The 22,994-nt window shown below is 49.2% G+C and carries 21 protein-coding genes and 4 pseudogenes; 15 read left to right on the top strand and 10 right to left on the bottom strand.

The window, feature by feature from the left end:
- The first annotated feature begins 65 nt into the window (after positions 1-65).
- Together silE and copM are read left to right on the top strand one after the other, a co-directional pair.
- Entirely contained in the window at positions 66-497 is a 432-nt protein-coding gene (gene silE, locus SK39_RS24035) for a silver-binding protein SilE (RefSeq protein WP_000790483.1), read from the top strand.
- A 143-nt stretch (positions 498-640) separates the two neighbouring features.
- Positions 641-991 carry a CopM family metallochaperone gene (gene copM, locus SK39_RS24030; RefSeq protein ID WP_000694954.1) on the top strand — a complete coding sequence of 117 codons (351 nt, stop codon included), beginning with the start codon at positions 641-643 and terminating at the stop codon, positions 989-991.
- A 166-nt stretch (positions 992-1,157) separates the two neighbouring features.
- On the opposite strand, the gene SK39_RS24025 is transcribed toward copM, so the two are convergent.
- From SK39_RS24025 to SK39_RS26645, 4 genes and pseudogenes are all read right to left on the bottom strand, one after another.
- Positions 1,158-2,984, bottom strand: coding sequence for an AAA family ATPase (locus SK39_RS24025; RefSeq protein WP_004118028.1), 1,827 nt, complete (start codon positions 2,982-2,984; stop codon positions 1,158-1,160).
- 562 nt (positions 2,985-3,546) lie between these two features.
- Positions 3,547-3,846: a helix-turn-helix domain-containing protein gene (locus SK39_RS24020; RefSeq protein ID WP_001097217.1), complete on the bottom strand. Its 300-nt coding sequence runs from the start codon at positions 3,844-3,846 to the stop codon at positions 3,547-3,549.
- Positions 3,847-4,208: 362 nt separating this feature from the next.
- Positions 4,209-5,135, bottom strand: a complete 927-nt coding sequence (locus SK39_RS24015; protein ID WP_000262426.1) for a hypothetical protein — start codon at positions 5,133-5,135, stop codon at positions 4,209-4,211.
- An 11-nt stretch (positions 5,136-5,146) separates the two neighbouring features.
- Positions 5,147-5,527, bottom strand: a pseudogene (locus tag SK39_RS26645) (TnsD family Tn7-like transposition protein); the annotation flags it as partial.
- Between the two features lie 90 nt (positions 5,528-5,617).
- Between SK39_RS26645 and SK39_RS24005 the strand changes: the two are divergent.
- A protein-coding gene (locus SK39_RS24005) for an IS3 family transposase (RefSeq protein WP_089617520.1) occupies positions 5,618-6,825 on the top strand; the annotation gives its coding sequence in 2 pieces (ribosomal slippage) (positions 5,618-5,939 and positions 5,939-6,825; 1,209 coding nt in all).
- 36 nt (positions 6,826-6,861) lie between these two features.
- Here SK39_RS24005 and SK39_RS26640 read toward each other — a convergent pair.
- The 4 genes and pseudogenes from SK39_RS26640 to SK39_RS23990 all read right to left on the bottom strand — a co-directional run.
- Positions 6,862-8,055 (bottom strand): annotated as a pseudogene (locus tag SK39_RS26640) (TniQ family protein); the annotation flags it as partial.
- A gap of 41 nt (positions 8,056-8,096) precedes the next feature.
- Complete coding sequence (locus tag SK39_RS24000) at positions 8,097-9,545, bottom strand: ATP-binding protein (protein WP_001049182.1); 1,449 nt, start codon at positions 9,543-9,545, stop codon at positions 8,097-8,099.
- Positions 9,545-11,668, bottom strand: a complete 2,124-nt coding sequence (locus SK39_RS23995; protein WP_048217579.1) for a Tn7 transposition protein B — start codon at positions 11,666-11,668, stop codon at positions 9,545-9,547. The genes SK39_RS24000 and SK39_RS23995 overlap by 1 nt, the downstream gene beginning before the upstream one ends.
- Positions 11,655-12,497: a TnsA endonuclease N-terminal domain-containing protein gene (locus SK39_RS23990; RefSeq protein ID WP_020833813.1), complete on the bottom strand. Its 843-nt coding sequence runs from the start codon at positions 12,495-12,497 to the stop codon at positions 11,655-11,657. The genes SK39_RS23995 and SK39_RS23990 overlap by 14 nt, the downstream gene beginning before the upstream one ends.
- Before the next feature lie 609 nt (positions 12,498-13,106).
- Here SK39_RS23990 and SK39_RS23985 point away from each other — a divergent pair.
- The gene (locus tag SK39_RS23985; protein WP_040113341.1) at positions 13,107-13,772 is read left to right on the top strand and encodes a DUF6884 domain-containing protein; all 666 of its coding nucleotides are present in this window, start codon (positions 13,107-13,109) and stop codon (positions 13,770-13,772) included.
- Between the two features lie 37 nt (positions 13,773-13,809).
- Positions 13,810-14,262: a hypothetical protein gene (locus tag SK39_RS23980; RefSeq protein ID WP_040115233.1), complete on the top strand. Its 453-nt coding sequence runs from the start codon at positions 13,810-13,812 to the stop codon at positions 14,260-14,262.
- A 71-nt stretch (positions 14,263-14,333) separates the two neighbouring features.
- On the opposite strand, the pseudogene SK39_RS23975 reads toward SK39_RS23980, so the two are convergent.
- Positions 14,334-14,804: pseudogene (locus SK39_RS23975) on the bottom strand (Tn3 family transposase); the annotation flags it as partial.
- Positions 14,805-14,837: 33 nt separating this feature from the next.
- Positions 14,838-15,293 carry an Hg(II)-responsive transcriptional regulator gene (gene merR, locus SK39_RS23970; RefSeq protein ID WP_001166628.1) on the bottom strand — a complete coding sequence of 152 codons (456 nt, stop codon included), beginning with the start codon at positions 15,291-15,293 and terminating at the stop codon, positions 14,838-14,840.
- A 71-nt stretch (positions 15,294-15,364) separates the two neighbouring features.
- On the opposite strand from merR, the gene merT reads away from it, so the two are divergent.
- From merT to SK39_RS27285, 10 genes and pseudogenes are all read left to right on the top strand, one after another.
- Complete coding sequence (gene merT, locus SK39_RS23965; RefSeq protein WP_001294653.1) at positions 15,365-15,760, top strand: mercuric ion transporter MerT; 396 nt, start codon at positions 15,365-15,367, stop codon at positions 15,758-15,760.
- A gap of 15 nt (positions 15,761-15,775) precedes the next feature.
- A complete protein-coding gene (gene merP / locus SK39_RS27295) occupies positions 15,776-16,051 on the top strand; it encodes a mercury resistance system periplasmic binding protein MerP (RefSeq protein ID WP_000732275.1) in 276 nt (91 codons plus the stop codon).
- 27 nt (positions 16,052-16,078) lie between these two features.
- Positions 16,079-16,504 carry an organomercurial transporter MerC gene (merC, locus tag SK39_RS27290; protein ID WP_000522996.1) on the top strand — a complete coding sequence of 142 codons (426 nt, stop codon included), beginning with the start codon at positions 16,079-16,081 and terminating at the stop codon, positions 16,502-16,504.
- Positions 16,505-16,542: 38 nt separating this feature from the next.
- Positions 16,543-18,228 (top strand): mercury(II) reductase, encoded by a 1,686-nt coding sequence (merA, locus tag SK39_RS23950; protein WP_000209296.1) that lies wholly within the window; start codon positions 16,543-16,545, stop codon positions 18,226-18,228.
- Positions 18,229-18,245: 17 nt separating this feature from the next.
- Complete coding sequence (gene merD / locus SK39_RS23945; RefSeq protein WP_001277466.1) at positions 18,246-18,611, top strand: mercury resistance co-regulator MerD; 366 nt, start codon at positions 18,246-18,248, stop codon at positions 18,609-18,611.
- Positions 18,608-18,844 carry a broad-spectrum mercury transporter MerE gene (gene merE, locus SK39_RS23940; protein ID WP_001087807.1) on the top strand — a complete coding sequence of 79 codons (237 nt, stop codon included), beginning with the start codon at positions 18,608-18,610 and terminating at the stop codon, positions 18,842-18,844. Before merD ends, merE begins: the two co-directional genes overlap by 4 nt.
- Before the next feature lie 65 nt (positions 18,845-18,909).
- On the top strand, positions 18,910-19,122 hold the full coding sequence (locus SK39_RS23935; protein WP_000993245.1) for a DUF3330 domain-containing protein: 213 nt from the start codon (positions 18,910-18,912) through the stop codon (positions 19,120-19,122).
- A gap of 129 nt (positions 19,123-19,251) precedes the next feature.
- Positions 19,252-19,809, top strand: coding sequence for a recombinase family protein (locus SK39_RS23930; RefSeq protein ID WP_001162012.1), 558 nt, complete (start codon positions 19,252-19,254; stop codon positions 19,807-19,809).
- Positions 19,810-19,811: 2 nt separating this feature from the next.
- Positions 19,812-22,784, top strand: a complete 2,973-nt coding sequence (locus SK39_RS23925; protein ID WP_001138073.1) for a Tn3 family transposase — start codon at positions 19,812-19,814, stop codon at positions 22,782-22,784.
- Positions 22,785-22,862: 78 nt separating this feature from the next.
- Positions 22,863-22,994 (top strand): annotated as a pseudogene (locus SK39_RS27285) (hypothetical protein); the annotation flags it as partial.

Below are 22,994 nucleotides of genomic sequence, written 5' to 3'. Positions count from 1 at the left end.
TTATGAAACTGAAAACACCGGTTGTACTTCCCCGGACATCACTAATTCAGAAATGGAGAGTTATCATGAAAAATATCGTATTAGCATCTTTGCTGGGCTTTGGTTTAATTTCATCGGCCTGGGCCACTGAAACCGTGAATATCCATGATCGCGTCAACAATGCACAGGCTCCTGCTCACCAGATGCAGTCTGCTGCGGCTCCTGTCGGGATCCAGGGGACTGCTCCTCGTATGACCGGTATGGACCAGCATGAACAGGCCATTATTGCTCATGAAACCATGACGAACGGCTCGGCGGATGCGCACCAGAAAATGGTGGAAAGTCATCAGAAGATGATGGGAAATAACACGGTATCCACGACCGTCCCGTCAACGTCTTACGCGGCGATGAATGAGCATGAAAGAGCAGCGGTTGCCCATGAATTCATGAATAACGGGCAATCCGGCCCACATCAGGCCATGGCCGAAGCGCACCGCCGCATGATCAATGCAGGCTGAATGCGACGGTAGTATCCGTGCTGTTACCTTTTCCCTGATAGATTTTCCTGAAACAACGTTGCTACATTTTTGCCCCCCGTCAGGGGGCTTTTTTGTCTGACTCAGCTACACTTAACCGGTACCTGTCTGAAAGGAATTATTATATGAAAATCAAAAACACCCTTTTTGTAATATTAATGTTATCCCTGCCAGCCATTTCTGCTGAACATTCGGAAATGAAAATGTCAGATATGCACTCATCGGCATCATCACAGGAATATATGGCTGGCATGAAAAATATGCATGAAAAAATGATGGCCGCCGTTAATGAATCCAATCCCGATAAGGCCTTTGCAAAAGGTATGATCGCACACCATGAAGGGGCAATCGCAATGGCTGAGACCGAGCTCAAATACGGAAAAGATCCCGAAATGAGAAAGCTTGCGCAGGACATCATTAAAGCTCAGAAAGGTGAAATCGAGCAGATGAATAAATGGCTTGGCAGTCAAAAATAAAGATTGCAAAAAAGCCATAATAAGCGTAATTTTAATTCACTCCCGGGCACGGGAGCCTGTTAAACGTTAAATAATTAAAACCCGATTAATTTCGGGTTTTTTATATACTATACTCCGGTCCTTTGCTGTGGACCGGAATATATGCAGCTGCGATAATTTTTACACATTATCTCGTCATGGCAACAATATCGCTCAGGATCTCAACCAGCTCAATCCTTTCCTGCATTCCGTCATGATAGGTTGATCTTGAGATGATTCTTTCCGCTGTCATCCGGGGCCAGAATTTATCAAGCACATTATCGGGTTTCATTCCCACCGCCCGGCCAATTATTTTTTTAGCATCACAGGTGTCCGTAAACGTGACGGCTACACCGGTCATTTCTTCAATCAGATCCGGGCAGAGATAGTTCTCTATTTCACGTTTGCGCGTGGCGAAGAATACCTTACCGGCATCCTCCACTTCTTTTTTACGTTTCTGAATGGACAGAACCTGTGCAGGGTCTCCCCCAATATCGGAGTCCAGAAATACGCACCAGGGAAGCCCCAGATCGTTGGCCAGATTCAATGTCACCCAGTGTTTGACGCTGCCACACCCTCCTATGAGGACTGGCACTATTTTCACGTCCTCCAGAGAGGCTGGCAACATACCTGACTGTTTTAATGAACTGGCCGCATGCCTCAGGAAAGTGACATCCGACTTTCCCTCTACCAGAACTATCCCCTGCGCCCTTTCCATACCGGTCTCTGGCAGCACCCCCAGGCTTTCAGTGGCTTCCTTCAGCACAGCGTCATCCGGCATTTTTACTACGGGTTCACCCGCCTCATTTCGGGTGACATAACGTACGCCTTCGACAGGGATCAATCCGGCCAGCGCCGGGACATGGGTGGTGACGATAATCTGACGGTGCGGCTGGCCTGCCAGTGCCAGTAACGCTTTCATCAGCATCATCTGATAGTTCGGATGCTGTGACGTTTCAGGCTCCTCTATGGCATAAATCACATTTCTGGGCGTCCCCGCGACATGCTTCTCGGCCTCAGCCCGGAAAAAATTCAACAGGATAAGCCTCCTTATCCCGCTGCCGCGCTTATTGATGGGGATGCCATTTTCCCCGTCCAGGGTGAAACTGAAGGTCCACTTGGGTTTCTCCTTAAATCGTGGAGTCAGTTCACTGGCGAGTTCGGGGGCCATTTCACGTAATTTATCCAGCGTTCTCTGTGCGACATCCAGTACGCTGTCCTGGATCTCATTTTCCAGCGCTGTAATTTTGTCCTGCAGCGCAGCCTGAGCGTCTTTTACGGCCTGCTGTAAGGGGTTTTTAGCTTCTGAATCCCCGTCGCTGCTTTCCCTGTCGGCTTTGAAAATCGCATACGTGGGCAGCAAATCGAGGATCTTACCCCATAATGATTTTGTGTCGGTTCCAAACTCTTTATCGACATCCAGCAACATTTCAGAACAGGTATAGGGAGCGGCGGCTTCCCTGATGGCCTGACGCCATAACGATGCAGTGCGTTTATCCGCCACATTTTTTTCAGCTTCTTTTCCCACCGCCCTGAGCTCGGAAATTTTCATTGCCAGTAAGTTTCTCAGGGGCTCCTCTTCGGGATGGATGCAGCGGATGCAGGTCTGCTCCGGTTTTCCTGAAGTCGTTGCTTTAAACGTTTTGACGATTTCAAAATTGCCGTCTTCATTCAGCAGATGTTCTGAGGCGAGCGTGGTCTGCACCCTGTCGTCGATCATGATAAAATCGGGCAGGTCATCAAATTCACAGGCTATTTCAAAACGGCCGTCCCCTTCTCTTAGGCTGAAACAGTTCATGTCATTCTTGTCAGCCTTCATTCCTTCTGTTTCAAAAAAAATAGCCAGCGCTTCCAGAATCGTTGACTTCCCAAAGTCATTACGACCGACAATACCCGTCATGCTTTCATCAATAATGATTTCAGTAGAGTTTCTGTAGCCTCTGAAGTTTTTCAGTTTTAATTTTCTGAGCCGCATATGAAGTCCTGTGTGTAAGAAAGCGTTTTGCTGCAACCTGAATACAAAATATATTTTCAAATGCCTGCCAACATGCAGGGATAACCGTTATTCAGAATATCTTAACGACATTTCTGGATTATGATCTGGTCGCGCTTTCTGAACTTTACTGCTCCTCAAAACACCGGAAGCCAACTTGTGGTTCGATACATGGCTAAGTTAAAACTCCAGAATGATGGGTAATAATTTCAATGCTCATTATATTTTTTGGAACTGACTCATGGCTTTTATGACTTAAATGATAATAATACACATTCTTTGATATTAATTATGTCGTACGGACATTGATAAATTTAAAGGTAGATAGATTTTCATTTACGGATTATTTCCTAAATTCATCGATAATGTGATCGACATAAAATTTTCATTTAAGAGTGAAGAGATAATTTATGGTTGTCCGAAACAGCTCAAACTGGTGTATTTAACATAACAGAAGAAACGAAAGGCTTCATAGCAACCTGATACTTCAGGCCGCTAAGGGGTTAATATTGCTGCAGACAATTAGACCGGGAAGCGCATGGCGTCACCATTTCTCCCGCCTGGCTGGAAGTGAAGAATCATTGTGCAAAGCTCCGTATTCGGGCTTTGCATCTGACAATGGTTCCCTGGATGAAAGTACGATCTCCACTCCAAGGACGCTGAACACTCTAAACAAACGCTCAAAACCCACACTTGCAGGGTTGGCCTCCAGTCGGGCATAAGTTTGCTGTGTTACACCCAAACGTTCAGAAACATCTCTTTGCGTCAGTCCATTGGCTTTGCGAAAGCCGATTAAAACAGGACGCAACTGATTCAAGGTCTTCAAAGCGTATTGAGTGTTCATAAGTGATCTTCCGTATCGACGGGTTAACAAGCACAACGAATGGATTTACAGCAGATAAGCTGTAATACTCATTAACAGACTATAGGCTGTAATACGCCTCTTGCCAAGATTCGGCATCTTTCAAAAACAAGGCCGTGTTGAGTAAGCAGTACTGGTATCTAGCACCCCTGACCACTTTGCTTGAGAGTGACCCAGTGACATTTATCGTGATCGTAGGTCTTTTAGACGTTGTTGCTAACCGGCATCATACTCAGGTGGTAACCCCCAGGGATACTCGGGAAGTGATAATTTATTCCCGCCCTAATCAAAATATATAACCCTATCTTATTAGCTTTCTTAGTAGTTTATAAATGAAGTAAAAATTAGCGAAGAAGCTTTACATTAAAAAGTGAGCAAAAATTTTTACCATTGAACCGGCAAAATTTGCAATCTGCGGCTTTTAGCCTGAGAAAATCCACATTAACAGAATAATCATCAAGTCCAACAGAGGCATAACTTACGTCCTCGAATAAATCGGTAATAAATGAGTTGAAATTACAAAAATTAACCTCACTCAATATCCTGAACACCGCAGAAATATAACTACTATGCATTATCCTGACTTCAATAACCTTTAATAAACTAGAATGCGATTTACTTTTAAAGAGGTCAAAGAGAAAGTAAACCAGCTCATTTTTATTGTCAGAAATCCATTTTAAAATTTTATCCCTGGCACATGGCAATAAATACACTGGAGTTTTGAAAGGATTTGAAATGTCAACCACAAGGGAACAATAACCATGAGGATTTATTCCACTTATAATTAAGTCACTAAGTCCTTTCACTGCATCCAAATAGTTGTCAAAACAAACCTCATATAAACAGGTACTATGAGCTGCACATTTAGATTCAAACAACCATCTATGACGAAGATAACCAATGCCTTTAGAGTGTATATCTTCAATAATACATTTATGGCAGTAACGAATCTTTGAGATGTTTACCAATGGATATGAATTAGTTATGTGTAAATTATTTCGACAGGCATCTTCAACAGCGTTGAAATACCCGTAAACACCAGAAGATAACGACACTATATTGGAAGTTAGTATATAACCATTTCTTGTGGCAAGAATGTCATATATATCCTGCAAACTATGCAATTTGTACATATCAATCAGTTCGAGCCGAGGAAAGGCATCGTACCTTAGTTCACCATGCTTAGATATTATGTTCCTGCAATTGGATAAGTTATACATTATCTGTGAACGCAGAAGAAAACTGTGCCACAATTCATTTTCGTAAACCATATCACTCCCTCTTATTTAATTAGATTCTTTTTCCTGAGAAGTGTCATTGTCATTGGTAGTTTATCTCTGTATTTCAAAAGCCAGTTATGCCCCCCCAGTAAAGCATCCAGGCTTGTAAGTGACATCGGGTATTGCCCCTGAGATAAAACAACATTTATTAATGATGATGAGATTATATCTCTCTCGCTCCAGTCTACTCTTTTATTTCTATAACATCGTACTGCTTTAGGAAGACAGGAATTAAGCCAGCCATTTTCATGTTTATTTAGCCAAAAGAAACTAGCATAACAACTTTCCTTGACTAACTTTCGCGTTACAGAAATGGATTGATTATGTATAAATCTTAATATTTTCTGCTTATGACGCCGTCTTAAAGAATCTTTTTTACATTTGATGTAGCCCCCTGAAACACCGGACAGTAGCTGTATCTCCAGATAAGAGATAGGCTTGAATATATGTCTAACACTAACGCCAATTTTGAGATGACCGGGATCCTGTTAGGGCAAGAAGTCCGTAAACGTAAAACTCCTCAGGAGAAGATCGCCATTATCCAGCAGACGATGGAGCCGGGTATGAATGTCTCCCATGTCGCCCGCCTGCATGGTATCCAGCCCAGCCTGCTGTTTAAGTGGAAGAAGCAATATCAGGAAGGCAGCCTCACCGCCGTTGCGGCTGGAGAGGAAGTCGTTCCTGCTTCTGAGCTTACTGCTGCTCTGAAGCAGGTCCGGGAGCTTCAGCGCCTTCTGGGCAAGAAAACGATGGAAGTTGAGATCCTGAAAGAAGCCGTGGAGTACGGTCAGTCGCGAAAATGGATAGCGCACGCGCCCTTGTTGCCAAAGGACGGGGAATAGCCATGGTCAGCCGGACCATGGGCGTGTCGCGTGCGCAACTGTCACTGCGGATTAACCGTTCTGCCGACTGGCAGGACAGGCGCTGTAACCGGCGTAATGAAGAAGCAGACGCAGAAATACTGTCGGCTATCCTCAACATTATCAGCGATATGCCGAGTTATGGTTATCGACGCGTGTGGGGCATCCTGCGCAAGCAACGTCGCACAGAGGGACAGCCACCTGTGAATGCCAAACGGCTTTACAGGATAATGAGCGAGCATAACCTGTTGTTGTTGCATCACAAACCAGAGCGACCGAAGCGTGAACATAAGGGCAAGATAGCGGTGGCAGAAAGCGATATGCGCTGGTGTTCAGATGGCTTCGAGTTCGGCTGCGACAACGGCGAAAAACTGCGGGTAACGTTCGCGCTGGACTGCTGCGACCGTGAGGCCATAGACTGGGCAGCAAGCACGGGAGGCTATGACAGTTCGACCGTGCAGGATGTGATGCTGAGGTCGGTGGAAAAGCGCTTCGGCGACAGGTTGCCCGACACAGCGGTGCAGTGGCTGACGGATAACGGTTCAGCGTATACCGCGTATGAAACGCGGAGGTTCGCGAGAGAGCTGAATCTGGAGCCCTGCACAACAGCGGTGAGCAGCCCGCAGAGTAATGGCATGGCCGAACGGTTCGTGAAAACGATGAAAGAAGACTATATCGCGTTCATGCCAAAACCGGATGTGAGAACAGCACTGCGAAACCTTGCAGTAGCGTTCACGCATTACAATGAAAACCACCCGCACAGCGCGCTGGGATATCACTCCCCGAGGGAATACCGGCGGCAGCGGACATCGTTAACTTAAGATACAAAAGCTGTTCGGAGATGGAGGGTCAAGATCAGAATCTTTTTTACATTTTTTACGCCATGAGCATAAACCGTAACAAGATGAAATTACAGAGGATACAGTTCCTTCCGATAATGAGTTTTTCTCAGCTATGGATGCCAGACTAAACCCCCTTACAGCCATAGACTTGATAAGCAATTCAGTGAATATATTAATTTTTGTGTTTCGCTTAAACGCCCTCAGGTATTTTTTATAAATAAGTGTTTTAATGTAACATCTGCTGCGATTAAATTCTCTCCCAAGGTTGCTAACACTAGTATTATTTTCAGCCATATGAAAGCTGTATTCCTTATGACTTTTAAAGATTTCTTTCTTTTTATTAGGACGACTTCCTGCATACGTTGGCCAGCAAGTATTTAACAAACAATAACAAAGCAAAAGGTGCTTTGTGGGATGCTGACAACATTTATCTTTGAGTATAGGCTCCCAGTAGTGATAATCAGTAAGGGATGTCGGTAGAAGCTCCGATGAACCCTCCCCAAATAACTGGCACTTAGCATAAACATGTGCGTAAAATACATTTTTCTTCAGATTCCCGTCCAATGATAATAAATTTAACTTTTTAAGTACATCCATGTAATTTGGGTGACAAATTTCTTTTCTTCTGATTATATTTATGGACTCATAACAAAATTTAGCAAAATCGAAGTCTGTCTCATTGCTGAGTTGTTCTGTATACGAAACAGGAGGCATCAGTCCAATACGTATGTGCGGTGCAGAAGGGACATTGATGCTTTCAAGCACTACCTGGTGCCGATGGCAGGTTGTAACCCCATGAAGTTGATGCGCCAGATGCCAATAAGTAACACCATAATGAAAAGTATCTTCACGAGCGCAAACCGGGCAAAACTTCAATAGTGTCCGCTGTCCTAGTGAAAAATTACTAAGGCGGCACAATCGATTAAGCCTGGCAGGGGTCGTGTTGAAATCCATAATTTCATTACGACTGATTGGTAGTGCCCAGGCAAACAGAGGGAGTAAAGTCTGTTCATGCCAGAGCTGGTCTGCACTTTCGGATGTATGAAGAGAAATAGCCTTTAATCCTGAATTGAGAATTGGATGGACGCTCATATCAGGTTTGTGGAAAATGATCGTTAACAGAGAAGATGGGGACATACCGTACACGGTAGCTGTCCGACAAAACCGACTGAACAAGGATTCATCAGGTAAAACAGACAACATTCTCATTTACCCCACCTCTCTTTGACCGTTACGAACTGATGACCTCATTACAATTTATTAAGTGGATCTGTATTTATAAGCCCGCAACGCTGAAGAGCATCGTAGGTATTTTTCTTTTCAGCTGTTCTGGTGATAACAAGATCATGGTCAAGAGACAGTATTTTCTCGTCGAAATTGCGCATAACCTCGTCTATTTTTCTTACGAATTCCTTGTGCTGTGGCCTGTCTATATCTCCAGGGATCAAAGCTTTTAAGGGCTTCTCTGACATGAACTTAGCCGAAGCATCACTTTCATTAGATGCAGAGAGCCATTTGGCTTCCTCGTCTTCAGTCGCTGCCCCCGGGAGTAAAGTATCCTTATATTCCTCCGTATGGCTTACGAGTACCGGTACAGAGGCCGACAAGACTGCACCAGTTATGATTTCATTACCGCTACCGATAACCTTTAATTGTGCCCCCCGATAAATCATCTGAGCCAATCCAATGTTGCCTTTAGATAAAATGAATAATTTTTCGTTTAACTCATCATTTAATGGTGTTTCAACATTTGTCCATTGTAATGGCCATAAATAATGAATAAACGATTGCCAGTCTTGTGAGTCGTATCTGACATTTGAAATTTTCATATAACCACCAGACTCTGCCCGCCTGGCAATTCTCATTTTCTTTGTCAGAGTCTCGTCAAAAGGATGATTTCCACAAAAAACCATAGATACCCCCATCGAATCTACAATTTCATGTAAAAAATCAATCAACTTACTCTCACCTCCAGTTCTTGAAAATTTTAGCCTCTGCATTTCATCAATAACAAGGATACCTAAAAATGATGATTTTATTCTTTGCGCAATCTGGCGAGCCAGAGCACCATTTCTAATCTCTGGTGTAGTTCGTTCAATACCAATTGCATCATCTAATTTTTGTAAAATCTCTTCACAAAGGTCTCTCACACTTGAGTTGTATGGACAATTAATCTTTACCCATACGATTTGCTTACTGAAGCCGGGAAAAACTCCTTTATAGCTGCTGTGTTCTATAATCTGAGGGAAATGATCCATGACTTGCTCGATCATGGTAGTTTTTCCAGAACCACTCATTCCAACTATCGTAATGGTTTCAGCCTGGGATTTAAAATATCCACTTTCGGGTTCAATATCAGGACGCTCAGTCCCATAGTAATGAAGATATTGAATAGTTCCGCTTTTTAAAGGATTACGGGCTGCATAGCTTTCCCTAAGTGCCCGTAAAATCATTTTATAAGCCTGGATAAGATTGGTTTGAGGGCAACGGAATTTCTTTATACGTTCGACATACTGCTCTCTAACATTCGCCGGGGCAGTCCAGCGGATTTTTTCGTCAATTTCGGGAAAATAACTCATTTCCAGAAGTACTTCATCTTCCGTAAGCGCTTCAGGAAGTGCTTCAATTAAGGGGTTGCCACGATACTCAGGTAACTCCTGTTCTTTATATATCGCTGAAACGCTCCGTATAAGGTTCATTATTCTGCGTCCTCAGTCTTCTTCTTACCTTTTAACCATCTTTGTTTCTCCTCCCGGCCAGGCAAAAGCAGAACCTTACTGGATGACGGAAGTAGGGGTTCAGGTCTTCCATTAGCAACATCAGTTCGCCCTAATGAATCAAGTTCATTTTTCCTGTTCTTTTTAATATCTTTACCATGTACCCGTCGAGATTCGTATATTTCATTTAATCTTTCGTTACCTTTCTTGTTAAAATCATCTTTATTATTGATATTGCTGAGTGAATCCAGAGTAAATAAATTAATTTCTTTTTGAGTATCTACCCAATCAGCCATTACATCTGTATCAAGATGAGCTTTACCTTTAAATATATCTCTTTTCTTAAGCAGGTAATGCTTTTTGAAAATGCTATTTTTGTCAAATCTTACATATATATAATCTACGCAATTGTCATCTATTCTTGCTTCACAAGTGGTTCTTCCAAATACTCTGGCACCTGATGCAATGTCTGGATCACATTCATAAAAAAGATTATTGTACTGAATCCCACCGGCGGTAATGTTAGCGTTCACAGGGATCAACAATCGTGCGATCACTTCGTCGGCCCCAACGGCTCTTGCGCTGAATCTCCCGTGCTTTAAGCTTATCATCCAACTATTTTTTGGTGATATTACGAGATCATTTTCAATCAGTAAGGGATTGATATAAGCCAGTTCTTCATATGTTCTCTGATTATGTGCAAGTATCTCCCGAATCAGTAAAGACGTGACCTCCTGAATCGTTAAACAAGCCCTGGATTGCGGTGTTGGCGCTCCTTTAACAATCTTACCCCTTCGTGTTGTTCCAATAAGCCTATGAATAACTTCATCATTTAGAATACCGAAACAGCGTTCAACAATGCTTTTTCTGTCGCCTCTACCGACTGGCGCAAACTCAAGTTTTGTCAGGGGGGTCATCTTTTCCTGAGGTTTAAGACCAATCATCTCCCCGTTGTCACACATCAATGTTAATGGAATATGAGAACAAGGCCAATCATCATTAGTAATAGAGATTCCAAATAATCTACAATATTCTTTTTTTGGCATAAAGCAATTTGCTAACGCTTGTCGGGCAGCTCGCCATGAAGCATGGTATAAAGAAACATGAAGGCCAACAATCATTCTTGTTGCGCGATCCACCACTGTATAAATAGTTGGGCGCCCAATGACTTTTCGTCTGTTTAAACTCGAAATAAGATGTACATCAGCGACAGTTGAGTCTATTTCGAAAACATCACCCGGTAAAACAGTTGTATTAGCCGCACTACCTAAAAGCGCCCGCATTTTGAGGTCTATTTCTTTTTTCGTGTTCTTCTTCTTTATCGAGAAATCTTTAGTGAAGAGTTTTTTATTCCAGTATGAAAATTGTTTTAAAGAAGGAACATATGGAGCTCTATTTTCTAAGTTCGCTGTTTTAATTTCATCCCTAAAATACAAATCAATATGTCTCTCTAATGTTTTCTTTATCGTATCTCCGTTAACTTTATAATGATACATAATGAGAGATTTTCTAATATTATTTATATCTCTTTCATTAAGAATGAAAACACGTGAACGTTCATTAGGTAATGCTCTGTTTTTCTTGGAATTCCCAAGTTTAATTTCATGTTTGATTCTACTTTTCCCAGCGGCACCACAGTTCGAGAATGCGGGTAGTAATGCATAAACATCCTGCCCATGTCGCCAGTACAACGCCAGAAGCGTTCTGATAGTATATTGTGATATTTTTTTATTTCTGGAGTAGTCCATTAAAAGGTGAGACTTTTTATGTAATGCATAGTCGAACAGAAACATTCTGTCATCTACAAGATCTTTAATGATATTGTAATTTTCATCTCGCCTTCCCCTGTCTTCATCTGTTATTTCTTTCTCATCTACTAACATATATGAAGGGTATATATAATCTTTACAAGTTATGCTATTTGATTCAATATAATATTTAAACAATGAAAATGAGAAAGGAATTGGCTTACCCGTTCTTTCTGATTTTATTTTAAACAAAATTAACAAATCAACCTTTTTGTCAAAATCCAAAACACGATAAAGCCCCTCTGCAAGCAAATCAGTGCCTTGAGAGAGCCAGACTGAATTTCTAATAATATCCATTTGCGTTCAGTCCTATATAGTGGCCATTGGATATTATCTTTATCAGACCGGTTTCGAGTATTGGATATGATAAATCAATTTTTATCATTTTTAATCCAATCATTGCCTGCAATAACATCATCGCTTCTTGTGCATCTACCCCAATGATTGATGAAATCATTGCACGTAGTCCCACTATGGGATAAACATCTGGTTTAAGCTTCCATAGGATTTTATCAAGAGGATATTTATCATAAAATACAGAACCATCTCTTAATACAGAAGTAACCCAACAAATATTTTTACCGACGACGTTATTGAGTTCCGAGCCAACATAAATTTGAAACTCAACATCAATCAACTGCCAAAACATCCTCTCTATTTCAAGTTTTTGGGCTTCGCGTTCAGGTATGCTCTCGTTTTGTTTTACTGCTACAGCTTTGTATCGAAGTCCGCCTTCAGGAGTTCTCAAGGTCAGTAAAAAATCGGTTGTCATAACATTCAGAACTTCGACAGGTACTCCTCTTACTCCCCTCACCATAGGATGTTGAAAATGTAGATGATTTGCTATTTGTTGGGTAAGCCGGAGAGGAAAGAGTGGGAATTGTTCCCGGATATCAATCACCGAGTCATTAAACTCAGCCAGATAGAAAAAGTTACTTTCGACAGAAGAAAGGAGATGATGGTTTCGAAACGTCTTAAGGCCAAAGACTATCGAACGGTTTCCACGGGATTTAACGTCCTGAGCTCTAAGCCAGGGCTGATAACTTTGGCCATAGCCCACTCCTATGCCGTCACCTAGCGCATTTTCATAATCCAAATAGGATTTGAGACGCCTACCCCTACCCATGATCGTACCCAAAAAACGACATTGATACGTACCTATATGTGCATTTTATAGTCTCCAACCCTATAACCACACATTCAGTAAGTATACAACATTAGCGTCGTTTTTTGAGAATGGTTACAACTTTAGTGCTTTGTGTACAACTTTATTGTCTTCGGACATCCACCTCTCTCGTTAAAAAAATTCTCGTAGCGTCATATATAGTGAAGCCTTTACTAGTGACTAATGATGAAAAAGATTAGCACACAGATGTCGGGTGACCAACAACCCGCAACCCGTTAAGTGGCGATCGCATCCCCTGAATGCACAACCATTGCGCTACATGACTGATTAATAAGGGTTTTAGCCGCAATTACACTATGGGGGGTGCTATTTGAACGATGGGATTTACCGATAATTAAATCCCATAGTACATAAAGTGAGCTAAAAAAGGCCAATAAGCGTGACACCGTCACCTCGCGAGGTTTTTTTGTGGTAACTAGTTATTAGTAAAGGCATGACTAAATGTATAATGGGATAGTTGTTCGGGCCTCCTCTTTGGTCGTTATCACGGATGAGGGGCTGTTACGACTGATAGACAGTGATTGCACACATTGGGCTAAGGGCAACAAAATGACGGCGTCGCGAATTACACACCTAATAACGTCCTGTACCAAAGGTAAGCACTTCCAGTGCGGCTCCCGTGCGGAACTGAGCATCCGGGCCGGAGAGACACCTGAAGAGGCTATGGCCAGTTGGGCAGCGACCATAAGACGGTCGCAAAGTGCATCACCGGTACCCGCCCTATCGCTCTATACTGGGAATCACTGGTCAACGGCAAAAGAGATTTTACGGACGACGGAAAACCTGGAGTTGTGGGTGATCTCTGCCGGGTTGGGTTTTTTGAATAGTCGGGACCTCGTCGACGTATATGAAGCCACCTTTCATAATTTACCGTTCAGTCACCGCCATTGGTGGCGGGAATTAACAAATACATTCGGGAAGGAAAGATCGGAGAATTCCATAGGGACGTTAATGGAAGCCAGGCCTACTGATGATTACGTGATCGCTGCCTCCCCAGTTTATATCGCTGCGGTTGAGGACGATATCCTGGCAGGAGTAGGTAAACTAAATAATCCCATTGCCCAGTTGACCGTTGTAACATCTGGGGCATATTCTGGGGGGCTGGAACCCTATTTAATTCGTAGTGAATCCCGCATGATGCCGGAACTTTCAAGCAACATGGTATGTCTCAACATCAAACTCGCGCAATATATCATTAGTAGTCAACGCATTTAGTCTATGGCTGAAATAGATAAAACAGAGGGTTTTAGAATTGAAAGCGATTATCCATGTTAATTCGACAAATGACAGTATTACTATCCAGCTATGCGGAGTTGGCGCTACTGAGGTACAGGCCAGAGAGAAAGCATTTGGCAACGTAAATCGCGTTGTTAATGTCTCCAGTCAGCAGTATCAGGGCGGACAGTGTGTCACAGCATCTCAAGAATTTATAGATGCCTACAATGTAGAACCTGTTTGGGACTCACGATTTGATGAGACTGGTAAGGTTGTAAATAGCCTTAATGAAGACTCACATCAGTTTATTGTTGATTTTTTGGAAAGTCTGTTTATTGATGAAAATGGCGAACTGAATTGCCGTGTGAAATCTGTACAGAATGAAACTTCTGATAAAAAAAGATTAGTAAATGAGTCTTCGGCATTTAGACATGCTATGGATATCCACTATAAATATGCTTCAGCGATCAAACCTGATACTAGTCATTAACTCTCTTCCGCCTCGTTTTGTATCTCTTACTTCATAAAGGGGTTTGAGGGCCAATGGAACGAAAACGTACGCTAAGAAGGTAATTCATTGTTTAAATTAAAATTTAATTCTCTCAGTTCCCCCTTCAAAATATCCTCCGGTAGCGTGAACGTATAATGCCCCAGCATATTGATATGCCCGTGCATCAGTGGGGATAACCGGACGATATCTTCACCCCCGGTTTCTTCTCCATTCCTGCGCATCCAGCTCAGGGCTTCCTGCATATAAAGTGTGTTCCACAGTACCACTGCGTTAGTGACGAGGCCCAGTGCACCCAGTTGATCTTCCTGACCTTCACGATAGCGCTTTCTGATCTCACCGCGCTGCCCGTAGCAGATCGCCCTCGCCACAGCATGGCGGCCTTCTCCCCGGTTTAGCTGCGTCAGGATCCGCCGACGATAATCTTCATCATCAATATAATTTAGAAGGTACAGCGTCTTGTTGACGCGCCCCACTTCCATGATCGCCTGTGCCAACCCTGATGGGCGCGAGCTTTTCAGCAAGGGGTCGTCTCAGAATTCGGAAAATAAAGCACGCTAAGGCGTAGTCACCCCGTGACTCCCCCGCGCCGATGCAGCGAGCTTCGTTCCGTCTTGCAGTGACGCAATCAGCGGGCAGGAAACGTTCCCTTTCCGCGCATGGCAGGCGCACACCAGTTCAGACAGCACGGCCTCCATGCGTGCCAAGTCGGCCATCTTCTCGCGCACATCCTTGAGCTTGTGCTCGGCCAGGCCGCTGGCTTCCTCGCAATGGGTGCCATCCTCCAGCCGCAGTAGCTCGGCGATTTCGTCCAGGCTAAAGCCCAGCCGCTGGGCCGATTTCACGAACCGCACTCGTGTTACATCCGCCTCGCCATAGCGGCGAATGCTGCCATAGGGCTTGTCTGGCTCCGGCAGCAGGCCCTTGCGCTGGTAGAACCGGATGGTCTCCACATTGACCCCGGCCGCCTTGGCAAAAACGCCAATGGTCAGATTCTCAAAATTAATTTGCATATCGCTTGACTCCGTACATAACTACGGAAGTAAGCTTAAGCTATCCAAACCAAATTTGAAAGGACAAGCGTATGTCTGAACCACAAAAGTCTGAACCACAAAAGTCTGAACCACAAAAGTCTGAACCACAAAACGGGCGCGGCGCGCTCTTCGCCGGTGGGCTGGCCGCCATTCTTGCGTCGGCCTGCTGCCTGGGGCCGCTGGTTTTGATCGCCTTGGGGTTCAGCGGGGCATGGATCGGCAACCTGACGGTGCTGGAACCCTATCGCCCGATCTTCATCGGCGCAGCGCTGGTCGCGCTGTTTTTCGCCTGGCGGCGCATCTACCGCCCGGCGCAAGCCTGCAAACCGGGTGAGGTCTGCGCGATTCCCCAAGTGCGAGCTACTTACAAGCTCATTTTCTGGATCGTGGCCGCGCTGGTCCTGGTCTCGCTCGGATTTCCCTACGTCATGCCATTTTTCTATTAATCACAGGAGTTCATCATGAAAAAACTGTTTGCCGCCCTCGCCCTCGCTGCCGTTGTTGCCCCCGTGTGGGCCGCCACCCAGACCGTCACGCTGTCCGTGCCTGGCATGACCTGCGCCTCTTGCCCGATCACTGTCAAGCACGCGCTTTCCAAGGTTGAGGGCGTGAGCAAGACCGACGTAAGTTTCGACAAGCGCCAGGCCGTCGTCACCTTCGACGATGCCAAGACCAACGTCCAGAAGTTGACCAAGGCGACCGAGGACGCGGGCTATCCGTCCAGCCTCAAACGCTGATCCGTTAACCGAACTCGGGAGCGACACATGGGACTCATCACGCGCATCGCTGGCAAAACCGGCGCGCTCGGCAGCGTCGTTTCCGCGATGGGCTGCGCCGCCTGTTTTCCTGCCATCGCCAGCTTTGGCGCGGCCATCGGACTGGGCTTCTTGAGCCAGTACGAGGGGCTATTCATTGGCATCCTGCTGCCGATGTTCGCCGGCATCGCGTTACTCGCCAATGCTATCGCTTGGCTCAATCATCGACAGTGGCGACGCACGGCGCTCGGCACGATAGGCCCGATCTTGGTGCTGGCAGCGGTGTTTTTAATGCGGGCTTACGGCTGGCAGAGCGGTGGACTGCTCTATGTCGGCCTGGCCTTGATGGTTGGGGTGTCGGTCTGGGATTTCATCTCGCCAGCACATCGCCGCTGCGGGCCGGACAGCTGTGAATTGCCAGAACAACGTGGCTGACGGCAACAGCCGTAGCCACCACAGAAAAGGAAAAATACATGACCACCCTGAAAATCACCGGGATGACCTGCGACTCGTGCGCGGCTCACGTCAAGGAAGCCTTGGAGAAAGTGCCCGGCGTGCAATCGGCGCTGGTGTCCTATCCGAAGGGCACAGCGCAACTCGCCATTGAGGCGGGCACGTCATCGGATGCGCTGACTACCGCCGTGGCCGGACTGGGCTACGAGGCAACGCTTGCCGATGCGCCACCGACGGACAACCGCGCCGGCCTGCTCGACAAGATGCGCGGCTGGATAGGGGCCGCTGATAAGCCCAGTGGCAACGAACGCCCGTTGCAGGTCGTCGTCATTGGTAGCGGTGGAGCCGCGATGGCGGCAGCACTGAAGGCCGTCGAGCAAGGCGCGCAGGTCACGCTGATTGAGCGCGGCACCATCGGCGGCACCTGCGTCAACGTCGGTTGTGTGCCGTCCAAGATCATGATCCGCGCCGCCCACATCGCCCATCTGCGCCGGGAAAGCCCATTCGACGGCGGCATGCCACCCACACCGCCGACGATCTTGCGCGAGCGGCTGCTGGCCCAGCAGCAGGCCCGTGTCGAAGAACTCCGTCATGCCAAGTACGAAGGCATCCTGGACGGCAATTCAGCCATCACCGTTCTGCACGGTGAAGCGCGTTTCAAGGACGACCAGAGCCTTATCGTTAGTTTGAACGAGGGTGGCGAGCGCGTCGTGATGTTCGACCGCTGCCTGGTCGCCACGGGTGCCAGCCCGGCGGTCCCGCCGATTCCGGGCTTGAAAGAGTCACCCTACTGGACTTCCACCGAGGCCCTGGCGAGCGACACCATTCCCGAACGCCTTGCCGTAATCGGCTCGTCGGTGGTGGCGCTGGAGCTGGCGCAAGCCTTTGCCCGGCTGGGCAGCAAGGTCACGGCCCTGGCGCGCAATACCTTGTTCTTCCGTGAAGACCCGGCCATCGGCGAGGCGGTGACAGCCGCTTTCCGTGCCGAGGGCATCGAGGTGCTGGAGCACACGCAAGCCAGCCAGGTCGCCCATATGGACGGTGAATTCGTGCTGACCACCACGCACGGTGAATTGCGCGCCGACAAGCTGCTGGTCGCCACCGGCCGGACACCGAACACGCGCAGCCTGGCATTGGAAGCGGCGGGGGTAGCCGTCAATGCGCAGGGGGCCATCGTCATCGACAAGGGCATGCGCACCAGTAGCCCGAACATCTACGCGGCCGGCGACTGCACCGACCAGCCGCAGTTCGTCTATGTGGCGGCAGCGGCCGGCACTCGTGCGGCGATCAACATGACTGGCGGCGATGCGGCCCTGGACCTGACCGCAATGCCGGCCGTGGTGTTCACCGACCCGCAGGTCGCCACCGTGGGCTACAGCGAGGCGGAAGCACATCACGACGGGATCGAGACCGACAGTCGCCTGCTAACACTGGATAACGTGCCGCGTGCGCTTGCCAACTTCGACACACGCGGCTTCATCAAGCTGGTCATCGAGGAAGGTAGCGGACGGCTCATCGGCGTGCAAGCGGTGGCCCCGGAAGCGGGTGAACTGATCCAGACGGCGGTGCTCGCCATTCGCAACCGTATGACCGTGCAGGAACTGGCCGACCAATTGTTCCCCTACCTGACCATGGTCGAAGGGCTGAAGCTCGCGGCGCAGACCTTCAGCAAGGACGTGAAGCAGCTTTCGTGCTGCGCCGGATGAGGAAAAGGAGGTGTTCAATGAGCGCCTACACAGTGTCCCGGCTGGCCCTTGATGCCGGGGTGAGCGTGCATATCGTGCGCGACTACCTGCTGCGCGGATTGCTACGGCCGGTCGCGTACACCACGGGCGGCTACGGCTTGTTCGATGACACCGCGTTGCAACGGCTGCGCTTTGTACGGGCTGCCTTCGAAGCGGGTATCGGCCTGGACGCACTGGCGCGGCTGTGCCGGGCGCTGGATGCTGCGGACGGTGACGGTGCGTCTGCGCAGCTTGCCGTGTTGCGGCAACTCGTCGAGCGTCGGCGCGAGGCCCTGGCCAGCCTCGAAATGCAACTGGCCGCCATGCCAACCGAACCGGCACAGCACGCGGAGAGTCTGCCATGAACAGCCCAGAGCACTTGCCGTCTGAGACGCACAAACCGATCACCGGCTACTTGTGGGGCGCGCTGGCCGTGCTCACCTGTCCCTGCCATTTGCCGATTCTCGCCATTGTGCTAGCCGGCACGACGGCCGGCGCGTTCATCGGGGAGCACTGGGGTATTGCAGCCCTCACGCTGACCGGCTTGTTTGTCCTGTCTGTGACGCGGCTGCTGCGGGCCTTCAAGGGAAGATCATGACCGCTTCCCAGCCAGCCGAGAGTGGGCAGCTTTGAGCTTCGCTACCAATCTGGAGGAGTACCACCATGAACGCAAACGCCCCGAACACTGCCAGTTGCACCACCTGCTGCGTATGCTGCAAAGAAATTCCGCTCGATGCCGCCTTCACCCCGGAAGGCGCGGAATACGTCGAACATTTCTGCGGGCTGGATTGCTATGAACGCTTCCAGGCACGCGCCAAGGCCGCGACAGAATCTGACATTGCGCCTGTCCCTGGCGGTTCGCAGCCGTCAGATTGAGGCATACCCTAACTTGATGTCAGATGCCATGTGCAAACGATGTCAGAATAGAGTTAAATTTCCTATTGATTGACATATTCCGTCAAAGGTAATAGATTTCATCCTGACACTTTTGCCTTTGGAGGCATCTTGCAAGGTCAACGCATCGGCTATGTCCGCGTCAGCAGCTTCGACCAGAACCCGGAACGGCAATTGGAGGGTGTTCAGGTGGCGCGGGTGTTCACCGACAAGGCTTCTGGCAAGGACACCCAGCGTCCCGAGCTGGAAAGGCTGCTGGCCTTCGTCCGCGAGGGCGACACCGTGGTGGTGCATAGCATGGACAGGCTGGCACGCAACCTTGATGACCTGCGCCGCATCGTCCAAGGGCTGACACAACGGGGCGTGCGCATGGAGTTCGTCAAAGAAGGGCTGAAGTTCACCGGCGAGGACTCACCGATGGCCAATCTGATGCTGTCGGTCATGGGAGCCTTCGCTGAGTTCGAGCGCGCCCTGATCCGCGAACGTCAGCGCGAGGGAATCGTGCTGGCCAAGCAGCGCGGTGCCTACCGGGGACGAAAGAAATCGCTGAACAGCGAACAAATTGCCGAGTTGAAACGGCGAGTTGCGGCAGGCGACCAAAAAACCTTGGTGGCCCGTGACTTCGGCATCAGCCGCGAAACCTTGTACCAGTACCTGCGGGAAGACTGACCATGCCACGCCGCTCAATCCTGTCCGCCACCGAGCGCGAAAGCCTGCTGGCACTGCCAGATGCCAAAGACGAACTGATACGGCACTACACGTTCAACGAAACCGACCTGTCGGTGATCCGTCAGCGTCGCGGCGCCGCGAATCGATTGGGCTTCGCTGTGCAGCTTTGCTACTTGCGATTCCCTGGCACCTTTTTGGGCGTCGATGAGCCTCCGTTTCCGCCCCTGTTGCGCATGGTGGCCGCGCAACTCAAGATGCCAGTGGAAAGTTGGAGCGAGTACGGCCAGCGCGAACAGACACGGCGGGAGCACTTGGTCGAGCTGCAAACGGTTTTTGGGTTCAAGCCCTTCACCATGAGCCACTATCGGCAAGCCGTGCATACATTGACCGAGCTGGCCTTGCAGACCGACAAAGGCATCGTGCTGGCGAGCGCACTTGTCGAGAATCTGCGGCGGCAGAGCATTATCCTGCCCGCCATGAATGCCATCGAGCGCGCAAGCGCCGAGGCCATCACCCGTGCCAACCGACGCATTTACGCGGCGCTGACCGATTCTTTGTTATCACCCCACCGTCAGCGCCTGGACGAACTTCTCAAGCGCAAGGACGGCAGTAAAGTGACGTGGCTGGCATGGCTGCGCCAGTCGCCTGCCAAACCGAACTCTCGCCACATGCTCGAACATATTGAGCGCCTGAAATCCTGGCAAGCACTTGATCTGCCCGCAGGCATCGAGCGGCAGGTTCACCAGAACCGCCTGCTCAAAATCGCTCGTGAAGGTGGCCAGATGACGCCTGCTGATCTGGCAAAGTTCGAGGTGCAACGACGCTATGCCACGCTGGTAGCGCTGGCCATCGAAGGCATGGCCACCGTCACCGATGAAATCATCGACCTTCACGATCGCATCATCGGCAAGCTGTTCAACGCGGCCAAGAACAAGCATCAGCAGCAGTTCCAGGCTTCCGGCAAGGCGATCAACGACAAGGTGCGGATGTATGGGCGCATCGGTCAAGCGTTGATTGAGGCCAAGCAAAGCGGCAGCGATCCGTTCGCCGCCATCGAGGCCGTTATGCCCTGGGACACCTTCGCCGCCAGCGTCACCGAAGCGCAAACATTGGCGCGGCCTGCCGACTTTGATTTCCTGCACCACATCGGTGAAAGCTATGCCACGCTACGCCGCTACGCGCCGCAGTTCCTGGGCGTGCTCAAATTGCGGGCTGCGCCCGCCGCCAAGGGTGTGCTCGATGCCATCGACATGCTGCGCGGCATGAACAGCGACAGCGCGCGCAAGGTGCCCGCCGATGCGCCAACCGCATTCATCAAGCCGCGCTGGGCAAAGCTGGTTCTGACCGACGACGGCATCGACCGGCGTTACTACGAGTTATGCGCCCTGTCGGAGCTGAAGAACGCGCTGCGCTCCGGTGATGTCTGGGTGCAGGGTTCTCGCCAGTTCAAGGACTTCGACGAATACCTGGTGCCGGTCGAGAAGTTCGCCACTTTGAAGCTGGCCAGCGAATTGCCGCTGGCAGTGGCCACCGACTGCGACCAATACCTGCATGACCGGTTGGAATTGTTGGAGGCGCAACTCGCCACAGTCAACCGCATGGCTGCGGCCAACGACTTACCGGATGCCATCATCACCACCGCGTCAGGCCTGAAGATCACGCCGCTGGACGCGGCAGTACCAGACGCCGCGCAAGCCATGATCGACCAGACAGCTATGCTGCTGCCGCACCTCAAAATCACCGAGTTGCTGATGGAGGTCGATGAATGGACGGGCTTCACCCGCCACTTCACACACCTGAAGACCAGCGACACGGCCAAGGACAAAACCTTGCTGTTGACGACGATCCTGGCCGACGCGATCAACCTGGGTCTGACCAAAATGGCCGAGTCCTGCCCTGGCACCACCTACGCCAAGCTGTCTTGGCTGCAAGCCTGGCACATCCGCGATGAAACCTATTCGACGGCGCTGGCCGAGCTGGTGAATGCGCAGTTTCGGCAACCCTTCGCCGGCAACTGGGGTGACGGCACCACGTCATCGTCGGACGGCCAGAACTTCAGAACCGGCAGCAAAGCAGAAAGCACTGGTCATATCAACCCGAAGTATGGAAGCAGTCCAGGACGGACTTTCTACACTCATATCTCCGACCAGTACGCGCCCTTCAGTGCCAAGGTGGTCAACGTGGGCATTCGTGATTCAACTTACGTGCTTGATGGCCTGCTGTACCACGAGTCGGACTTGCGCATCGAGGAACACTACACCGACACGGCAGGCTTCACCGATCACGTGTTTGGCTTGATGCATTTGCTGGGATTTCGCTTCGCGCCGCGTATCCGTGACTTGGGCGAAACCAAGCTATTCATCCCCAAGGGCGATGCCGCCTATGACGCGCTCAAGCCGATGATTAGCAGCGACAGGCTGAACATCAAGCAAATACGCGCCCATTGGGATGAAATTCTGCGGCTGGCCACCTCCATCAAGCAAGGCACGGTAACGGCTTCGCTGATGCTGCGCAAACTCGGCAGCTACCCGCGCCAGAACGGCTTGGCCGTGGCGTTGCGCGAGCTGGGGCGCATCGAGCGCACGCTGTTCATTTTGGATTGGCTGCAAAGCGTGGAGCTGCGCCGCCGCGTCCATGCGGGGCTGAATAAGGGCGAGGCGCGCAACGCGCTGGCCAGGGCGGTCTTCTTCTACCGATTGGGTGAAATCCGCGACCGCAGTTTTGAGCAGCAGCGCTACCGGGCCAGCGGCCTCAATCTGGTGACGGCGGCCATCGTGTTGTGGAACACGGTATATCTGGAGCGTGCCACCAGTGCTTTGCGTGGCAACGGCACGGCGCTGGACGACACATTGTTGCAATATCTGTCGCCGCTGGGGTGGGAGCACATCAACCTGACCGGCGATTACCTATGGCGCAGCAGCGCCAAGGTCGGTGCGGGGAAGTTTAGGCCATTGCGACCGCTGCCACCGGCTTAGCGTGCTTTATTTAATGAGATGGTCACTCCCTCCTTCCCAGTACTATGCTGAGGACAGGCTTTCATTCGGAGAACCATCATGGAAAACATTGCGCTTATTGGTATCGATCTGGGTAAGAACTCTTTCCATATTCATTGTCAGGATCATCGTGGGAAGGCCGTTTACCGTAAAAAATTCACCCGACCAAAGCTAATCGAATTTCTGGCGACA

The organism is Citrobacter sp. BIDMC107, from assembly GCF_001037575.1.
Classification (GTDB): domain Bacteria; phylum Pseudomonadota; class Gammaproteobacteria; order Enterobacterales; family Enterobacteriaceae; genus Citrobacter; species Citrobacter freundii.
The sequence above is the reverse complement of the archived record's forward strand: the minus strand, read 5'-3'. Positions and strand labels throughout refer to the sequence as shown.

Excerpts from the sequence above, each read along its gene's own strand:
- silE (WP_000790483.1), top strand. The coding sequence starts at position 66 with ATGAAAAATATCGTATTAGCATCTTTGCTGGGCTTTGGTTTAATTTCA.
- copM (WP_000694954.1), top strand. The coding sequence starts at position 641 with ATGAAAATCAAAAACACCCTTTTTGTAATATTAATGTTATCCCTGCCA.
- SK39_RS24025 (WP_004118028.1), bottom strand. The coding sequence starts at position 2,984 with ATGCGGCTCAGAAAATTAAAACTGAAAAACTTCAGAGGCTACAGAAAC.
- SK39_RS24020 (WP_001097217.1), bottom strand. The coding sequence starts at position 3,846 with ATGAACACTCAATACGCTTTGAAGACCTTGAATCAGTTGCGTCCTGTT.
- SK39_RS24015 (WP_000262426.1), bottom strand. The coding sequence starts at position 5,135 with ATGGTTTACGAAAATGAATTGTGGCACAGTTTTCTTCTGCGTTCACAG.
- SK39_RS24000 (WP_001049182.1), bottom strand. The coding sequence starts at position 9,545 with ATGAACCTTATACGGAGCGTTTCAGCGATATATAAAGAACAGGAGTTA.
- SK39_RS23995 (WP_048217579.1), bottom strand. The coding sequence starts at position 11,668 with ATGGATATTATTAGAAATTCAGTCTGGCTCTCTCAAGGCACTGATTTG.
- SK39_RS23990 (WP_020833813.1), bottom strand. The coding sequence starts at position 12,497 with ATGGGTAGGGGTAGGCGTCTCAAATCCTATTTGGATTATGAAAATGCG.
- SK39_RS23985 (WP_040113341.1), top strand. The coding sequence starts at position 13,107 with ATGACGGCGTCGCGAATTACACACCTAATAACGTCCTGTACCAAAGGT.
- merR (WP_001166628.1), bottom strand. The coding sequence starts at position 15,293 with ATGCAAATTAATTTTGAGAATCTGACCATTGGCGTTTTTGCCAAGGCG.
- merT (WP_001294653.1), top strand. The coding sequence starts at position 15,365 with ATGTCTGAACCACAAAAGTCTGAACCACAAAAGTCTGAACCACAAAAG.
- merP (WP_000732275.1), top strand. The coding sequence starts at position 15,776 with ATGAAAAAACTGTTTGCCGCCCTCGCCCTCGCTGCCGTTGTTGCCCCC.
- merC (WP_000522996.1), top strand. The coding sequence starts at position 16,079 with ATGGGACTCATCACGCGCATCGCTGGCAAAACCGGCGCGCTCGGCAGC.
- merA (WP_000209296.1), top strand. The coding sequence starts at position 16,543 with ATGACCACCCTGAAAATCACCGGGATGACCTGCGACTCGTGCGCGGCT.
- merD (WP_001277466.1), top strand. The coding sequence starts at position 18,246 with ATGAGCGCCTACACAGTGTCCCGGCTGGCCCTTGATGCCGGGGTGAGC.
- merE (WP_001087807.1), top strand. The coding sequence starts at position 18,608 with ATGAACAGCCCAGAGCACTTGCCGTCTGAGACGCACAAACCGATCACC.
- SK39_RS23935 (WP_000993245.1), top strand. The coding sequence starts at position 18,910 with ATGAACGCAAACGCCCCGAACACTGCCAGTTGCACCACCTGCTGCGTA.
- SK39_RS23925 (WP_001138073.1), top strand. The coding sequence starts at position 19,812 with ATGCCACGCCGCTCAATCCTGTCCGCCACCGAGCGCGAAAGCCTGCTG.